9 protein-coding genes are annotated in these 17,026 nt (G+C 49.8%); 6 read left to right on the top strand and 3 right to left on the bottom strand.

What is annotated here, in order from left to right; genetic code table 11:
• Positions 1 to 174: 174 nt before the first annotated feature.
• Positions 175 to 3,051 (bottom strand): DEAD/DEAH box helicase, encoded by a 2,877-nt coding sequence (locus tag GC096_RS37275; protein ID WP_171638191.1) that lies wholly within the window; start codon positions 3,049 to 3,051, stop codon positions 175 to 177.
• Entirely contained in the window at positions 3,039 to 4,637 is a 1,599-nt protein-coding gene (locus GC096_RS37270) for an SWIM zinc finger family protein (protein ID WP_171638189.1), read from the bottom strand. The genes GC096_RS37275 and GC096_RS37270 overlap by 13 nt, the downstream gene beginning before the upstream one ends.
• 194 nt (positions 4,638 to 4,831) lie before the next feature.
• On the opposite strand from GC096_RS37270, the gene GC096_RS37265 reads away from it, so the two are divergent.
• The 3 genes from GC096_RS37265 to GC096_RS37255 all read left to right on the top strand — a co-directional run bounded on the left by GC096_RS37265 (position 4,832) and on the right by GC096_RS37255 (position 7,658).
• Entirely contained in the window at positions 4,832 to 5,125 is a 294-nt protein-coding gene (locus GC096_RS37265; RefSeq protein ID WP_171638187.1) for a hypothetical protein, read from the top strand.
• Positions 5,126 to 5,164: 39 nt separating this feature from the next.
• Positions 5,165 to 6,976, top strand: coding sequence for a DNA helicase RecQ (gene recQ / locus GC096_RS37260; RefSeq protein WP_171638185.1), 1,812 nt, complete (start codon positions 5,165 to 5,167; stop codon positions 6,974 to 6,976).
• A 382-nt stretch (positions 6,977 to 7,358) separates the two neighbouring features.
• On the top strand, positions 7,359 to 7,658 hold the full coding sequence (locus GC096_RS37255) for a 4a-hydroxytetrahydrobiopterin dehydratase (RefSeq protein WP_171638183.1): 300 nt from the start codon (positions 7,359 to 7,361) through the stop codon (positions 7,656 to 7,658).
• Here the strand turns inward: GC096_RS37255 and GC096_RS37250 are convergent.
• Entirely contained in the window at positions 7,647 to 8,204 is a 558-nt protein-coding gene (locus GC096_RS37250) for a GNAT family N-acetyltransferase (RefSeq protein WP_171638181.1), read from the bottom strand. The two genes, GC096_RS37255 and GC096_RS37250, sit on opposite strands and share 12 nt — an antisense overlap.
• A 175-nt stretch (positions 8,205 to 8,379) precedes the next feature.
• Between GC096_RS37250 and GC096_RS37245 the strand changes: the two genes are divergently transcribed.
• From GC096_RS37245 to GC096_RS37235, 3 genes are all read left to right on the top strand, one after another.
• Positions 8,380 to 8,853, top strand: coding sequence for a GNAT family N-acetyltransferase (locus tag GC096_RS37245; protein WP_056622098.1), 474 nt, complete (start codon positions 8,380 to 8,382; stop codon positions 8,851 to 8,853).
• Positions 8,854 to 8,881: 28 nt separating this feature from the next.
• Positions 8,882 to 9,721, top strand: a complete 840-nt coding sequence (locus tag GC096_RS37240; RefSeq protein WP_171638179.1) for a sulfurtransferase — start codon at positions 8,882 to 8,884, stop codon at positions 9,719 to 9,721.
• A 523-nt stretch (positions 9,722 to 10,244) separates the two neighbouring features.
• Positions 10,245 to 16,553 carry an S-layer homology domain-containing protein gene (locus GC096_RS37235; RefSeq protein WP_171638177.1) on the top strand — a complete coding sequence of 2,103 codons (6,309 nt, stop codon included), beginning with the start codon at positions 10,245 to 10,247 and terminating at the stop codon, positions 16,551 to 16,553.
• The last annotated feature ends 473 nt before the right edge of the window (positions 16,554 to 17,026 follow it).

Raw genomic sequence — 17,026 nt, 5'->3', positions numbered from 1 at the left:
ATAAAGAGCGTAGGTTACAGTGAAAGTGGTAGTTGAGTACATAGAGAGATAGAACTGAGATGGACAACGGATACACATGGAGCACAAAAGAGGTTATCCCAGGTGAAGCTTGGGATAACCTCTTTTGTGTGTGAAGCCAGCGTCGTGCCTCAAACCGCAGACCTCGAAGCCTCTTTACGCCTCTACCCACTCGCGGCGGAGCGAGAACAAATCGCGCAGCTCGTCGGTCGACAGCTCGGTGATCCAGTTCTCACCGGAGCCCACGATCTGCTGGCTGAGGCCGAGCTTGCGCTCGATCATCTCGTCGATGCGCTCCTCCAGCGTGCCGAGTGTCACGAACTTGTGCACCTGCACATGTCGCGTCTGCCCGATCCGGAAGGCGCGGTCTGTGGCCTGATTCTCGACGGCGGGGTTCCACCAGCGATCGTAGTGAAACACATGATTCGCCGCCGTCAGGTTGAGCCCGATGCCGCCGGCCTTCAGCGAAAGAATGAACACATTTCGCTGCTCGTCGACCGGCAGGTCATCATTGTCTTGGAAGTGCGCGATCATCTCATCGCGCCCATTCTTGGATGTTCCGCCGTGCAGGAACAGCACTTTTTCGCCGAGCTCCTGCTGTAGCACATGCTGCAACAGGTTGCCCGTCTCGACAAATTGCGTGAAGATCAAGCATTTGTCGCCCTCTTGGCGCAGCTCCTGCACCATCTCGAGCAAGCGCTCAAGCTTGTTGGAGCGTCCACTCCACGGGGCGCCGAGCCCTTCCTTGAGCAGCAAAGCAGGGTGGTTACACACCTGCTTGAGCTTCGTCAACGCAGCGAGGATGAGGCCTCGCCGCTCCATCGCAGAAAGCTTATCCAGGCGATCGAACATATCCTGGATGTAATTCTCGTACAACGAGCCTTGCTCTGCTGTGAGCGAGATGAACGTTTTGGACTCGTTCTTCTCTGGCAGATCCAGCTGGATCGCCGGATCTTTCTTCTCGCGGCGCAGTAAGAACGGGCGGATCAGCTTCTGGACTTTGCCAATCGTCGCCTCATCGCGCGTCTTCTCGATGGCGTTCACGTAGCGAGTCGTGAACTCGCGCACGGTGCCGAGATAGCCAGGATTCGCGAAGTCGAAGATCGACCATAGCTCGGTCAGACGATTCTCGATCGGCGTTCCCGTCAAGGCAATGCGATGGAAACCATTCAAGCGGCGAATCGCCGTAGCTTGCTTGGTATAAGCGTTCTTGATATTTTGAGCTTCGTCCAAACAGATCGAGTTCCAGGCAATTGCGCCCAGCTCACTCTCATCTAGATGGGAAAGCGTATAGGAGGTCAGTACCAAATCATAATTGCCGACGATTTTCTCTCCGAAAGCAGGGCCTTTTAACCGCTGCGGCCCATAGTGAAGATGGACGCGCAACGAAGGCGCAAATCGTTTCAGCTCCATCTGCCAGTTGCCCAGCACGGAGGTTGGACAAACGAGCAACGATGGTGTATCTGGCTGCTCGGTCTCTTTGACCGTGAGCAAGTACGTGATCCATTGGATCGTTTTCCCGAGACCCATGTCATCAGCTAAGCAGCCGCCAAGGCCGAATCTACGCAAGAACAACAGCCACGAGATACCGTCCACTTGGTAGTGGCGAAGGGAGCCGTGAAAGCTAGGCGGCGGTTCAATCGTCGGAATCGCCGAGGTCTGCGTCAACTGTTCGATCATGTGGCGCAGCTGCTCGTTCAACTCGACCTCCATGTCGAGGTAGCGCATCGCATCAGGATCATCCTCGGCAGGCAGCAAGCCGCCTGCGTCACCGGCAAAATGCAGCTCCAGCACATCGCGGAACGACAGCCCCTGCTTCTTGTGCACTTGCTTCATAATCTGCTCGACCTGCGCCATGAATTTCGGGTCGAGCTGAATCCAGTTGCCGCGAATCTGGATCAGCTTACGCTTCTCCTCGAGCAATTGACGGAATTCCTCTTCCGTCAGCTCCAAATCGCCAACAGCCAGCTTCCAGTCGAACTGCATCAGCTGGGTCAGCCCGAACATCGTCTCCCGTCCAGAACCGACGGAAGACTTGATCTTCGCGCGCAGCTTCGGCCGCATCTTGCGGATGCGATCCCACCACGCCGGCAGGAACACGCTTGTTCCTGACTCAACAAGCCTTACGCTTCCCTCTGCGAGGAAGCGCCAAGCCTCCTCCTCCGTCACCGACTGACGGAGGACGCCTTCGCCCGCATCCAGCCACGGCAGGATGCGCACCCACTTCGCCGTGTCGCGCTCGACACGGGCGATTTCAGGCAGCCAAGCCTCTGGCAGTGGCTGTTCCCCTGCGACCGGCTCGCCGACGGTCGTCACGGTGCGCAGCACCTCAGGCGCCAGCCGGTCCTGCAGCAGCACGCGCAGCTGCCAGCCTGCGCCGTGCGCCAGGTCGGGCTCGACGAGCTGCAGGCACGTACGCATTGGCGTCCGGTCCTGACGCCAGCCAATGCTGACGAGCCAGTCTTCCTCGTCCAGCCACACCTCTGCGCTGACATCGCCGCGCCGCATTAACGGATACGCAGCTTCGAGCTTGCGTAAATTGTCCTTCATGATCCCGTCGGCATCGACCCATTCCGGGATCAAGGCATGAATCCAGCGTGATATCGCTGGAGTCTCAAGCAATTGCAGCTCTTCCGGCAGCTGCAGCTTCCAACCGATTTCACCGGACTTCCATTTCTCATAGTCCGGCATGAAACGACCTGTCGCAAGCGACTCGCGAATAGCAGGAGCCAGCGCAATCACATCAGCGGAAGAAGCATGCCACTTCAATTGTAAGTGCTGAACAGGCTGCGGTTCGCTGAAATAATCGAGCGCTTCCAGCGGCAGCAGTTCGATGCCTTCCCGATTTTGCCATTCGCTCGGTTCCATGAAGGTGCCGAAGAAGGAGGCGCGATGCCAGGCGAATAGCATATGTTTTAAATCAAGAGCATCCCAAATACCACCGTTTTCACGGGAACCCCATAGAAATAATGACCCGTTAGGTAAGGAACTAACGTGAACGGTCAGCGCGCTGGTTTCGATCATCGAATCCATTTTCCTTTCTTGAGCTCTTCTTGGAAAGCACGCAAACGCGAGAACTTATCCGCTAAGCGGTAAATATAGTGCTCCCAGCGGTCATCCTGGCCGATGTGTTTATAGATGCTATGCAGCTTCTTGAGCAGGCGGACTGCCGTCTTGTAAGAAGCCCTATTTTTCTCCAGAACAGCCCGTTCGGCTGCTTGATGATAGAGCGGAAGGAGCAGCGCGGAGTCGTGCTCTTCGATCGCTTTGAGCTCTATTCCATACAAATTCAAAGGTGAAATCCGATTCGCCAACTGCAAATCCACCCATTGACGGTACCGTTTCGTTTGCAGCAAATACGCGGTGTAATAGTAGTAGGAACGTGGGAGTAAGGACTCCATCACCTGTACCCATTCGCTATCGTTTGCCAGATGCTTCGTGGTATCTAGCCAATATTGGCAGAACGTGCGGAAATCATCATGATTCGCATTCGTTATCGAGGGGAACAGCCAGCGCAACCAGACCAGCATGTGATCCCACTGTCCATCGCTCGCGAATTTATTTAAATAAAGGAAGAAATCCTTCGCATGCGGGTGAGCCAATTGCCCAAGACGTTCGAAGGCTTGCTCGGTATGCCCCTGCATAATATCAAAGTGAGCCCTAGCCGCAAGCAACGAATCCTTTTTCTTCGGAAGCAGTTCCTTCTTGGCCAAAAGACCGTCGAGACGTGTTACTTCCTCTTTCTGCGCGCTAGGTTGATCGGTCAGCTTCCACCAGATGAAACGATATACGAACAGCCAATCAACGGGACTGTCCTTGCCTTGCAGGGCGGATTCTCCGACCATTTTCATCGTGGATAACCATATCTTAGGCTCCGCCAGGAAAGAGCGGTTCACATCTATGCGGTCGACGAATTCGACAAGCTTATCTTCACAGTTTTTGGCGGAAATTTTGCACCCGTTTTCATGATAGTAGCTGAGGTAAGAGCTTTTCGTTTCTTGATAAAATTGTTCGATCTTCCGCATCATGAACAGCACAATGTGGAACATATACAGCTCACGCGTGGTATCGCGCCAATTGGCTGCAAAGGTCGGCAACGACTCCAAGGCGGACTCATAGAAGGTTTCTATGGAATGTTGATGCGAGATGGAGAAGCCGTGAAACTTTCCTTCAAAAAAACGATGCCAATCACTCGGCATACTCTCTTCCAAGGGTACGTTCGCCTGTGCGGCCGCTTTGCGTTCTTGTATAACGGAAGCTGCAGCACTTCGGGCTGGCTTCTTCCGTGTATGGATTTGCTGTTTGAGCTGCTGTAGGACAAGCTCTGCACGACCATAAGCGGCGTATAGGCTGAAAAACGTAGCACCGATATGCTGACAGAAGCCATCGAAAGAACAAGTGCAGGTACTTGCAGCGAAATTTTCTAAATGAACTTCTACCTTATGGACTTGTTTGCTTGTGACGGTGGCTAGAACACTAAGCCCTTTGAGATCAACCTCGGTCACGCGGCCTTTATGATAATACTCCCAGCCTTGCTCCAGACGGATAGCGTCAAAGTGAAGCGGGATTTGCTTGATGAGGTAGTTCATTCGATTTTTGGGAATTTGAAGTTTCAACATGTGATCGTTCCTACCCTCCGAGCGGCGCATTCCTTCTTCCATAGTAACAGATTTTTTCCGAAATTGCCCATTTCCACAGTTTATGCCAAAGGTGATATTTTTAATCCGTGCTGAAAGGGGTTAACCCTGCATTCTTACCTAGAATATGATAAAGTGAAGCTAGATGAAATGCTTCTTGAAGGGAGACTGCGCGAGTGGGTATTAAATTTGGTCGTGAATATAAGGATATTGTTACTGATTTTGTACGTGGGATCGAAATGGTGAATGGTTTCTATGAGCTGCTGGAGATGAATGCAGAAGACTGGCAGGAGCTGGACGAAAGTGAACAGGAAGAATGCCTGCGTACGCTGGCTGATGATATATTCTACGGACTAGGCAGTTCACCGGTGATGCAGGTTGGCGCAGGATCAGTTAAGCATGATGCGGGGAATCACGTGCTCAAGGTGCATGATGGCGAGAAGCTGGTTTCGGTCATTTATTTGGTTTAAAACAGGCAGAACTGTACGATAGAAAGGTGTAAAGAAGCTATGTTGGATGGCGCAAGAAAGGTTCTACAACAGGTTTACGGGTATCCTGAGTTCCGGGAAGGCCAGAAAAATATTATTACGAACCTTCTCGAAGGGAAAGATACGCTAGGAATTATGCCGACAGGCGGCGGGAAATCGATCTGCTATCAAGTGCCAGCCCTGCTGATGGAGGGAGTGACGTTAGTCATTTCCCCTCTTATCTCTTTGATGAAGGATCAGGTGGATGCACTTGGCGCTCTCGGTGTTCCGGCCACATTCATTAATAGTACGTTGGAAGCTAGAGAAGTGGAACAGCGCATGCAGGGGGCTATGCAGGGCAAATATAAGTTGCTTTATATTGCGCCTGAGCGTCTAGAGTCGGAACGGTTTCGCGCACGGATGGCGGCGTTGAATCTGCCTCTGGTTGCGATTGATGAGGCACACTGTGTCTCGCAGTGGGGACATGATTTCCGTCCGAGCTACGTCTCGATTGCTCCTTTCATTCGGCAGCTGCCGAATCGGCCGATTGTGGCTGCTTTTACAGCAACTGCTACTGCTGAGGTCACTGCGGACATTGCGCGATTGTTGGATCTGGATGCCGCAGGGATTTTCATCAATGGCTTCTCACGTGACAATTTGGAGTTAACCATTCTTCGCGGTGAGAAAAAGCGGGATTACATACAGAACTATGTGAAGGAACATACGCATCAGCCCGGCATTATCTACGCTGCGACGCGTAAGGATGTTGAGGATTTGTACGAAACGTTGCGCAAAAAAGGCTTCGCCGCAGGCAAGTATCATGCCGGCATGTCCGATGATGAGCGCTCCTACATGCAGGAGGCGTTTCTCTACGATGATATTCGCGTGATGATCGCGACGAACGCTTTCGGGATGGGGATTGATAAATCCAACGTCCGGTACGTAATTCACTACAATATGCCGAAAAATATGGAAGCTTATTACCAGGAAGCCGGCCGTGCGGGGCGTGATGGTGAGCCAAGCGAGTGTATTCTGCTGTTCAGTGCGCAGGATATTATGACGCAGAAGTTCCTGATTGAGCAGAACCAGCTCTCGCCTGAGCGCAAAGCGAATGAGTACAAGAAGCTCCAAACCATGATCGACTACTGCTATTCGCCGCGCTGTTTGCGGAACGCTATTTTACATTATTTTGATGAGCAAAATATTAAAGACACCTGCGGGAACTGCAGCTCCTGCAAGGACGATCGTGACACCGTCGACATTACGGTCGAGGCGCAGAAGATCTTCTCCTGCATTCGCCGCATGAACGAGCGCTTCGGGATTTCGATGGTCGCTTCGGTTTTGAAGGGCTCCAAGGCGAAGAAGATTATGGACTATCGATTTGATCGCTTGCCGACACACGGGATTATGAGCAACTTGCCCGAAAAAGAGATCGCTGAATTGATCAATGTGCTGATTTCGGAAGGTTTCTTGCAGCTGTCCGATGGTCAATACCCGGTTGTTCGTTTGATGCAGCCTGCTGCCGAAGTGCTTCAGGGCAAGCTGACCGTGAATCAAAAGGTGCGCAAGCAACCCGTACGCGCTGTTGCCGCGATGGACAATACGTTGTTCGAGCAGCTGCGATTGCTGCGCCGTGAAATGGCTGCGCGTGAGAAGGTGCCGCCTTATATTATTTTCGCCGACAGCACGTTGCGTGAGATGAGTGAGAGCTGTCCGACTACGGAAGCCGCGATGCTGCGCATCAAAGGGGTCGGTGAGGTGAAATACCGCAACTACGGGAAGCCGTTCTTGGAGTTGCTTCGGACTTATGCGGGAGAGAGTGATATGGGTGTAGTTGCCTATGATTACGAGTGAGGGAGTGGGGACACGATCATCCTCACGAGTAGGTGCATCGACCCTATTGCTAACCCAGAATGGGCCTCAGCAATAGGCGTCGATTTCAGAGCCGATTGTCCCCTTAGAAAGGTGAGGTCACATACGCTTCCAAATAAGGGTCTGCCATAACGCTCTTTGTTCCATATACAGATTCTACGAGAAAATAGCATGATGAAATAACGCTATTTCAATCAAAACGAGCGGCATACGCCGTTTATATCATAATAAGGCTATGGGATAACGTTATTATCCTGAAATCTCTTCTATGCTAGCAAATAAGGTGTTTTCATAACGTTATTTTTGGGTTGCCATATTTATTAATATATAAGCTGGCGGTAGAAGTATCGAGGAGTTGGTGAGAGTGAGGCTAGAGAGAGTAACTGTGGATGAGCGATTGTCCACGTTGGGAACGTGGAACCTTGAAGCTGAGGAAAGCAAGTGGATCGTGCGGAAGTATCGATTCAAATCGTTCTTGCGGGGAATCGACTTCGTTAATGAGGTTGCTCGAATCTCAGAAGCAGTTAACCACCATCCCATGATCGCCATTGATTATAAAATGGTGACGCTGCGCCTGACCTCGTGGAGTGCCGGTGGCTTGACTGAGCTTGATTTCTCGACTGCTGCGAAGTTTGATCAGGCGTTTGCGGAGTTAACGTACTAAAAGGATAGTCGGACCTGTATAGATCATACAGTGGAAGTCAGCTGTTCCGGTTGGCGTCCACTTCTCATATGTATCCGTGATCGTGAAACCAGCACGCTGGTAGGCGCGAATAGCGCGCTCGTTCCAGACGAGTACCTCGAGGTCGATTTCTTGCTCGGGGGCTCTTTGTTGGGCTTCAGCCACAAGGAGTTGAACGAATTGCGTGCCAAGCCCCTCACCGGTTGTACCTCGGACTCCGCCAACATTTGCACCACCGCTGCCGCATAGATCAGGTCGAAGACCTAGGCCTAGTCGGGTAACGCCAACGATCGGGAAATACTGTACGAATCCGGTTAGCGTACCGTTTATATCCACCACACCGCGATATTGTTCATCCCTTATTTGGGGATCAGCGAATTCGGATTGGTTGTCGAGCATTGCGGCCCAAGTTGGCCAGTTGTAAATGTCGTAGGGAGCCGGATAGCTCCACGTGCACAGTTCCTGACAATTCGAATCCGTTAGTGGAACCACGCGCCAAGGTAAAGTTATGGTAATAGGTTCAGGCATATTGTGGGCAACCTTTCTATAAGCAGTATTTGGCCATTGTTCTATTTTAGACTAACAAATCCCCTTATTCTACCTGACGTCTGAAAGATACGGAACGACGTTCCGCAACTTTTTAACACTCAATGCTGAAGCGCCTGTTTTCATTATATCAATTACAATAAGGAGGGCACCCGTGATGACACAAGTGACCATTCGTGAAGCTGTCATGTCCGATATTCCCCAGCTCAAAACTTTAATGCTAGCTTATATTGTGGATTTCTATCAGTACCGACAACCGGAGGATGAGAAGCTGAACGCTTTGATTCATGAATTGCTCGAACAGAAAATTGGCATTCAATTTGTTGCTGAAACGGAGGAAGGGGCGTTAGTCGGCTTTGCGACGTTATACTTCACCTTCAGCACGCTGCGCGCCTCCAAAATTGCGGTGATGAACGATTTGTACGTTGTTGAAGCTGAGCGTGGACAGGGTGCGGCGGCAAAGCTTTTCGCAGCCTGCAAAGGATACTCAGCCAGACACGGTTATGCAAATTTAACCTGGACAACTGCACCAGATAACTTACGCGCACAAGCTTTTTACGATAAAATGGGTGGAGATCGAAGCAATTGGCAATCGTACTCCGCTAATCCCACAAGTGGGATGGGAGATTAACTGTAGGTAGGGGAAGGTGGCAGAAACCGTGGAAAATATCGTAAGTCAGTCGTGGTTGCTTGGGCAATTGGGGGATGCGAATATCGTCATCGCGGATTGTCGTTTTGCACTTGGTAAGCCTGAATCAGGCCGTGAACAGTATGAGCAGGATCATATTGAGGGAGCGGTGTATGTCGATTTGGAGAAGGATCTATCCGGTGCCATTATGGCGCACGGCGGACGACATCCGCTTCCGGATCTCGGTGCATTCTCGATCCTCGTCGGCAGTCTCGGCATTGACGGCACGAAGACCGTCGTTGCTTACGACGATCAGGGCGGAGCTATGGCATCGCGCTTGTGGTGGATGCTGAAATTCCTCGGCCACTCCGAGGTATACGTATTGGATCAAGGGTACGCCGCGTGGAAATCCGCGGGGTACCCGGTCACGGGTGAAGTGTCAGCGGTATTCCCGCGGACCTTCTCACCGAAGGTGCACCGCTCCATGCTGGCGAGCATGGATGAAGTGAAGGACAAGCTCGGCCGCCCAGGCACCGTGCTGGTGGATTCGCGCGAGGAGCGCCGCTACCTCGGCTTGGAAGAGCCGATCGATGCGGTGGCTGGCCACATCCCGGGCGCGCGCAGCTTCTTCTGGAAAGGCGTTCTCGGCGAGAACGGCGCTTGGTTGTCAGCTGCGGAGCAAGAGCAGCACTTCGCCGCGCTGCGCGACGCTGATGAAATCATCGTCTATTGCGGCTCGGGCGTGACAGCGTGCCCGAATGTGCTGGGACTTAGCGAAGCGGGCTTCGACAATGTGAAGCTCTACAGCGGAAGCTGGAGCGACTGGATTTCGTGGGCAGATAACCCGATTGCGACGGGTGAGGAAGAGTAAGTAGTATCAGAGTGTTGAATACATCGCCATGAGGGTTTAGTGCTCTGGCGATGTATTTTTTATGTTTCAAAGTCAACGTGGAATCAACACTTGCTTCGTGAAAGAACCTACATGAACCCTCAAACCAAACGCACGCGCTTATACCTCCTATGCACGTACAGACTGTCCCCCTGCCATTCTGTTCATATTCCGCTTAATTTCTATTTCCAGGAAAATCCAACAAGTCAACAAAATGCAGATGTAGGACATTTTAATCAACATGGAGTCAACAAGCAGTTTCTGGAAATGCTTACTGCAAACCTATGATCGAGTACTTGCCCATATGTTCTGTGAAGGAAAAAAGCCGATTCGAACCTTGTTTAAGGTGCGTCTCGGCTTTTGAATTTATTCCTTAGGCTACTCGATTTGATCGAAAACCAACATGGGGGATTAATATGATCTTAATATTAAAGTGTATTGGATTTAACATAGTGTACTCATAATGGTCATAGGTCATACAGCAACAAGAGGGGGGAAAATTTTAATGTCAAGAATAAAAAAGTCAACAACAAAATTGATTCTAGCAATTTTAGTAGTGCTTTTAGCTACAAATGGGCTTGCGATGCCTATGACTGCATCGGCAGCAGCACCCGCGACAATTCCTTCTCAAATCACATTGGCTATAGGTGGAGGCGCAGCACCCGGTAAAACGGCTATGGCTTTCAACTGGCTTACGGATTCGACGGTTAATGTTTCAGAAATCGTTTACGGTACATCTCCTGATCTAACCGGCGCAACAACAAAAAGCGCAACAGTCGCCACGGTGAATTCTTCGACTGTTGCGGGTAGTGTTCCAAGCGACAAGCTGGTAAACGTTAAAGAAGTTCGCACCTATCGTGTAGTTGTTCAGGATCTGATACCTGAATCCAAGTACTATTACAAAGTAGGTAACGCAACCAACGGTTATTCGGCGATCTCCAGCTTTAACGCTCCTGCAGATCCAGCGGCAAAAAAACCATTTTCTTTTATCGTTACTCCTGACACACAGGGAACATCTCCAAGCACGTATCAAAACACCGCCGACTTGTACGATTATATCAAGGCGAACCATCCAGATGCCGCATTTCTCGTCCATAATGGCGACGTAGTAGAGGATGCGAGCTTTTCGGATCACTGGCAGTATTTCTTTGATGCTGCGCAAAACCTTTCTAGTACGATGCCAATCATGGCTACCCCTGGTAATCATGACAATTCAATCTATGACCAAGATTCCGCTCAATATACCAACAGATTTAATTATTCATCTTTACAGAGACCAAGCGGTCTGTCCGCGGCTGCTGTTGGGACCGTATATTCCTTTGAATATGGAGACGCTTTGTTTATCTCTCTTAATTCTTTTGGTCTTAATCCCAGCGATGATGCTGTTCAGTGGAAATTCCTGGCCGATGAGGCGGCAGCATCGACTAAGCAGTGGAAGATTGTAGATCTTCATGCTTCGCCTTATGACCCAGGTGCAAGCCACTATGCAGTGGACAATGTAATCGGTAAAAAGTTTACCGATGCCGGCATCGATCTGGTTCTCGCCGGTCACGAGCATGCCTACGCTAGAACTACTTTAAAGACAACGTCTACTGCGTCGGGCACCGGAAGCATTCAAAAAGCGAAGTTCGGCGAAGCGCCTACCTATGTCATAGGCGGATCGGTGTACAATTACGCGTACAGCTTGAATGGCACCAAAGATACTACGTGGAACGACTTCTTCTATGATCTTCGTATCAACAAAACGGGTACAGGTGGCGGATCCATCTATTCGCCAGGCGTATACAGCAGAGCTGAGGTTACAAGCAACTCGATCATTTATAAAACGTACTATAAGGCGACTGGCTCGGCGAATCCATTCCGTGTCATCGATGAATTCACGATTTTCAAGTCCGGAGACGAAATCACCCAGCCGATAGGTGGCGGCACAGCGCCTACCTCGATGACATTCATGTTCGACAACTTTAATGAACAAACACGCAAACCAGAAAAGGACAAGTATATTGCTCGCTTTAACTGGGTAACTCCGGTAACAACAACGACGACGCAGCTCTTTTATGCGAAAAAGTCAGAATTTGACAGTAATGGCCACAAATTCACCGATTTTGTGATGGGCACCAATTTCACGGTAGATTTGAGGAGCAACATTGAGAACTTAAATTATACAGGTGCAGGGACACAATACTCCGTCGATCCTATCCAAAGCCATAAGGCACAAACGGCCGTCCTTGAGCCGGATACGGAATATGTGTACAGCGTAGGCGACGGCGTTAAAAATGTAACGAGCGTTACAGCGCCGGCCAGCTTCAAGACACCTGCCAGCAATATCAATACGTTTAACTTCAACTGGATTTCAGACGCCCAAGCAAACAGTACGCAAGGCTATGAAGCAACACTCAATAGCTATAAAAGTATGAGCAAAAAAGCGCTGGACCAAGCCTTTACAGATTTTCCGAATGCGGCGTTTGTTGTGAGCTCAGGCGACCAGGTCAACTTTGGTTTCGACACTTGGGAATGGGATGCATTCTTCGAGGCCAACCAGAGTTTGTTCTCAAGCACGCCGCTCTACATGGCGACGGGCAATCATGAGTTTGATGGAGCGGGTAACAGCTGGGCAAACAACAGCTGGACTCCTGTAGACCCCACACTGCAGAACTTTTTGGGTCGCCACAATCCGCCTAAAAATGGCGCTTCCTTCTACGGTGGCGGCGACGGCACGAAGAGCATAGTTTCAGGTACGACGAAATTGCAGCTCGAGTCCAGCAACTACTATTATGTATATGGCGACACGCTATTCTTAGTTATGGATTATCAGGATCAGAGTACTTCTGCACAGATCAAAGCACAGCAAGACTGGATGAAGGCCGTCGTGAAGCAAAATCCGACCAAATGGCGTGTTGGAATATTCCACAAAACGCTGTTCGGATATCGGATGGCTACCCCTGTATCCTCCTGGACGGACGCTTTTGATGCAGCGGGAATTGATGTGGTACTGATGGGACATGACCATATTTATGCCCGCACCAAGCTTTTCGCGAGTGGCAAAGTCGTTGCGGACTACGGAGACGGAACAACCTATCTAACGAACTACTCTGCAAATAAGGACAACCGCGGAGCGTTATACACTGGAAACACAGCCATTGCGTACATTGATATTAGAGAAGTCGGACGGGGATATGCCAACATTTCGATTTCACCTACTCAAATTAAAGTAACAAGCAAGGGTTTTGATAAAAGCGATGTACTGCAAACCGGGGATGTCGACGCGCTTGTAACCAACAAGCCGCGCACTTATGATTTGCAGGCGTGGAACTATCCTGCGGAACCGCAAGTAGTCAACGAGTTTACGATCACGAATATTGCCGTTAATGGAATTGCCAAAGAAGGACAAACATTGAATACCTCAATTACCCCGACGAGCGCTACAGCATCTTACAAGTGGGAGAGCTCGAAGGACGGTATTGCGTGGACGGCTATTGCAGGAGCAACTGCTGCTAGTTACGTGATCAAAGCGGCGGACGCAGGTTCATATTTGCGAGCCGTTGCAACGGGTACAGGTTTTTATAACGGAGTCGTGACCAGCACGGCCACAGCCAAGGTCACTCCTCTCGCTGGCAACAGCTCAGCAAAAATAAAAATCAAAACAGCAAGTGATTTGATTGCACTTTCGCAGAAATTTGGCACGCCTGAATATCCGGTTGACGGTAATTACGAGCTGTCGGCGGATATTGATATGAAGGATGTGGCGTTTACATCGATCGGCAGAGCTGCAGTTCCACAACAATTTATTGGAACATTTAACGGAAAAGGTTATACCATTAACAATCTCAAAATTTCGTCCACAGATACCAGTACTGGCTTCTTCGCTTATATCGGATCGGGTGGCAGAGTCGTAAATACGAATCTGGGGAATGTAGACATAGCCGGCGGCAATAGAACGGGGATCATAGCAGGGGTATCCAGCGGCACGATTGAAAACAGCTATGTGGACGGCAAAGTAACTGGCACCGGCTATACAGGCGGTATAGTAGGGTTGCTCTATGCGGGTACTTTGCAAAACACTGTGATGAACGCAGCTGTTAGCGGAACCACAGTAGGTGGCTTAATTGGAGGCACCAATTACAACGGCTCCGGTTGGTCACTTACGCAACAACCAACTGTTGGGAATGTAATTTTGAATAACGACGTAAGAGGTACGGTTACAAGGATCGGTGTTACTGATTATACCGGTGGTTTCATTGGTGATATGGGCGGCAGTTCGGGTAGCTTGCTTAAAACCTTAAATGGTAACGCAGTCTCATCAGCAGTTATTGCTCATGATAAAAAGCTGCTCGCAGGCTATTGGTCAAGCAGCAGGTCGATCATGGACGCCAATCAAGTGAACAACTATGACAGCACCAAGCTAAATACAACTGGAATACCTTCTGGAACCATTCCTGCTTTTGTAGGGAAGTCGACAGCTGATTTTGCACTGCAAGCAACTTACACGGCTTTGGGATGGGACTTTACGAATATTTGGAAATGGGATACAACGAAAAACGTACCCTTGCCTCGAGTGCTTGATCTTGGCGGCGCTCCAGCACAAATAAAAATCAAAACAGCAAGTGATTTGGTAGCACTGTCGCAGAAATTTGGCTCAGCTGAATATCCGTTAGACGGAAATTACGAGGTGTCGGCGGATATTGATATGAAGGATGTGGAGTTTGCAACGATCGGCGGAAACGACACTTCAAAGCCATTTATAGGCACATTTAACGGAAAAGGTTATACGATAAGTAATCTCAAAATATCGACCAGTAAAAATAGCACAGGTTTCTTCGCTTATATCGGCGAAGGAGGCAAAGTCGTTAATCTGAAATTGACGAATGTCGATATCGCAGGTGGTAATAGCACAGGTGCCATAGCGGGAGCTTCCCTGTTGGGAACGATTGAAAACAGTTATGTGGACGGTAAAGTAAAAGGTGGCAACTATACAGGCGGTATTGTAGGTACGCTCCATGCGGCTACTTTGAAAAATAACTTCTTACTTGCCGAAGTGACTGGAACTACAGTTGGAGGTTTGATTGGCGGTACTGGCTGGAACGGCGGAGGTTCGCCTATTACCCTACGACATGAATTATCGCCAACTGTAATTCTGAATAACTATGTGGGGGGAACGTTTGATAAGGTTGGCACCTATTCCGGCGCCTTGGTTGGGGATATGGGTGGTTCTGCAGGCAATCTGCTTCAAACCTTAACCGGTAATGTGGTAGCCAATTCCATTGTTGGGTCTACTCCTCCCGGACCAATCGCAGGCTATTGGTCCAGCAGCAGGCCGATCGTCGACACCAATCAAGTCAATTACTATGACGGCGCGAAGTTAAGCACAAGTGGAGTGACTACAACGGCTGTTCCTGCATTCAAATCAAAGGCGGTAGCTGATTTTGCACTGCAAGCAACTTACACGGCTTTGGGATGGGACTTTACGGACATTTGGAAATGGGATACAACGAAAAACGTACCCGTGCCTCGAGCGCTTAAGCTCGGCGACGAGGAAGAAGATAACTTCTTAACCATTATTGCATCGGCAGACCAAGGCGGTAAAATTACTCCAGAAGGAAATGTTTTGGTCGAGCGCGGACAGGGTCAGAAGTTTACATTTACACCGAATCAATATTATGAAATTGACACCGTAAGAGTTGATAACGTGGTAAATGATGCTGCGGCGGCGGCAGGTGAGTATATGTTTGAAAATTTGACAGCGGCGCACAATATTCAAGTCACGTTTAAGCTGTCCAATCCTTCTTCCACCGGAGGCAGCGGTAACGACAATGGTTATGATAATGGTAATGGCAATGACAGCAAACAAACGCTGCCTTCAGGTAGCGGTGGTATAGCTAAATTTGTGAATAACGCCATTACGATCGCAGTTCCTGCAGGGGCATCAGAGAAAGAATTGACGATTACAGTTGAGAAGGTATTGAATACTTCTCAGCTCGTAAGCAATAAAGACGTTCTTCTTAGCCCAGTGTATGAAATTTTGAAAAACTTCACGGGAAATTTCTCGAAGCCGATCACGCTGATCTTCACGTTCGATCCGAAAATGGTCGGCGCGAATCAAACCGCATCTCTCTTCTACTATGATGAGGTGAAAAAGACTTGGGTGGAAATCGGAGGCAAGACTAACGGCGACCAGATTACGGCGGAAGTCGATCACTTCACGAAGTTTGCGGTATTCACCGTAGATAAGAAAGTTGAAGAAAATACTGAAAGCCAGCCAGAAGAGACCTTGGAAGTAAAGTTCAGCGACATTGCAGACCACTGGGCGGAAGCAAGCATCAAACAGACAGCGGCGATGGGCATTGTCAGCGGCTATTCTGACGGTACATTCAAGCCGAACGGCGAGGTTACCCGCGCCGAGTTTGCGGTCATGCTGGCTCGCATGCTGAAGCTGCAAGGAAACGGAGCTGCCCTAGAATTTAACGATAAGGCTAGCATCGGCCAATGGGCGAAGCAAGGCATCGCACAGGCTGTGCAAGCCGGAATCGTGAAAGGTTACGGGGATGGCAGCTTTAGGCCGAACGCGAACATTAGCCGCACGGAGATGGTGACGATGATCGCGAATGCGCTTGGTATCGCCAATAACACCAAAGCGGCAACCACGTTTGCAGATGACGCCGAGATCCCTGCATGGGCTAGAGCAGCAGTTGCGGCAACTATAGAGCAAGGTATCGTTCAGGGAATTAACGGCAACAAATTCTCACCGAATCAAACGGCGACAAGAGCCGAGGCGACGGTCGTCCTTATTAGAGCACATGTGTTTGCCAGCAAGTAAAGTTTCATCTGATCCACAAAACCGGGCCCCGGGTTCTTGAAACAGGGGTCTGGTGATTTATTTAGCTATAAACTACCTTGAGGAATTCCTGTTTTCACTCTTCAGTAAGGTGACTTTATATGCCTTTCTCGAGTAGGTTATCCACTCTATAACTAATTGAACTTAAAGCTCTAAACAACAATGCATCATGGCACTTCTGGTGTAGCCCGACGTATGCCCTGAAACCATTTGCAGAGAAAATCCTCCAATTGGAGCGACTGGATTTCGTGGGCAGATAACCCGATTGCCACTGGTAAAGAGGAATAGCGAAAAGACCGCGCGGGACGGAAGATTGGCGTACAGTGTAATATCACTGTACGCCTTTTTGCGATGCTTCGGAGGCAGTGCAACGCAGATAATCATTCACAGGCGTATATTCCTATGAGACAATACGATTGAAACAAACTGCTTGCATATTCTTTGTGATGGGGGAC

The sequence above is a fragment of the Paenibacillus plantarum genome, assembly GCF_013141695.1.
GTDB lineage: Bacteria > Bacillota > Bacilli > Paenibacillales > NBRC-103111 > Paenibacillus_E > Paenibacillus_E plantarum.
The sequence above is the reverse complement of the archived record's forward strand: the minus strand, read 5'-3'. Positions and strand labels throughout refer to the sequence as shown.